This window comes from Mesorhizobium sp. M2A.F.Ca.ET.037.01.1.1 (assembly GCF_003998075.1).
Lineage (GTDB): Bacteria > Pseudomonadota > Alphaproteobacteria > Rhizobiales > Rhizobiaceae > Mesorhizobium.
Genome location: NZ_RZSA01001489.1, coordinates 1 through 1,022 on the forward strand (window position 1 = coordinate 1; position 1,022 = coordinate 1,022).

A 1,022-nucleotide genomic window follows, 5' to 3' on the forward strand; every position below is an offset into this window, starting at 1 on the left:
GCTGAAGGTCGCACAGCGCAGCTGTGCGACCTTCGTCCGCCGCACCTAGTATCCAACGCGCAAGTCAACCCGGCCTGTTGGTTCCTCGCCACGATCGAACTTGTTGAAGTTCTCTAGCATCAGGCGCTCGGCGGCGTCGCTCACCGGTTGTGCGGCCACATGCGGTGTTACAAACGCTTTCGGATGCGCCCAAAGCGGGCTATCCCGCGGCAGCGGTTCATTGGGGAACACGTCCAGCATGGCCCAGTCGAGCTGCCCCTCATCCAAGGCGGCGACCAAATCGGATTCCACAAGATGTCCCCCTCTTCCAAGATGGACGAGAGCGCCTCCGCCCGGCAGGTGAGCAAAGAGCTCCGAGGACAGGATGCCACGCGTGTCGCTGGTAAGGGGCAAAACGTTGATGAGAATTTCGCTCTGGCCCAGGAAGGTGCGGAACTCCTTCTCGCCCACGAAGCTGTCGACGCCATGGATGATCTTTCGGGTGCGGCTCCACCCCGAGACTCGAAAGCCCATGGACGCCAGCTTTCGAGCTATGTCGGTGCCGAAAACGCCCAACCCCATAACGCCGACCAAACGTTGGGAGGGATGAACGGCCGGGTGCATCCGCCATTCGGCGGCTCCTTGCTGCCTGGCGTAGTCGCCCATCCTGCGGTGCCAGTGAAGGACACCGTAGAGGGCGTATTCCGTCATCTGCTCGCGCAGCCCGGCGTCCACCAGCCGAAATAGCGGTATATCCTTTGGGAATTCGGGATCGACAATGATCTGGTCGATGCCTGCACCGAGCGAGAAGATGGCTTTCAAGTTCTTCAATGATGCCAAAACGCCGTTCGGAATGCGCCAGATCAATGCGTGCGTGATATCCTGCGGATCGCCCATATCCGGCCAGATTCGAAACTCGATGTCCGGTCGCTCCCTGGCGAAGAGCGCTTTCCAGGGCGCCGGGTCATCGATGTTCGAGGCGAAAAGAATGGTCCGCCTTGCCATGTCAGTTTCTCCGCTCCACCCCGGGAAAGATGCAAAGA

The 1,022-nt window shown here is 60.2% G+C and carries 1 protein-coding gene; it reads right to left on the minus strand.

What is annotated here, in order from left to right; all coding sequences use genetic code 11:
- Positions 1 to 45: 45 nt before the first annotated feature.
- The coding region (locus EOA27_RS37800; protein ID WP_245491365.1) for a glyoxylate/hydroxypyruvate reductase A at positions 46 to 1,022 on the minus strand (977 nt) is incomplete at its 5' end.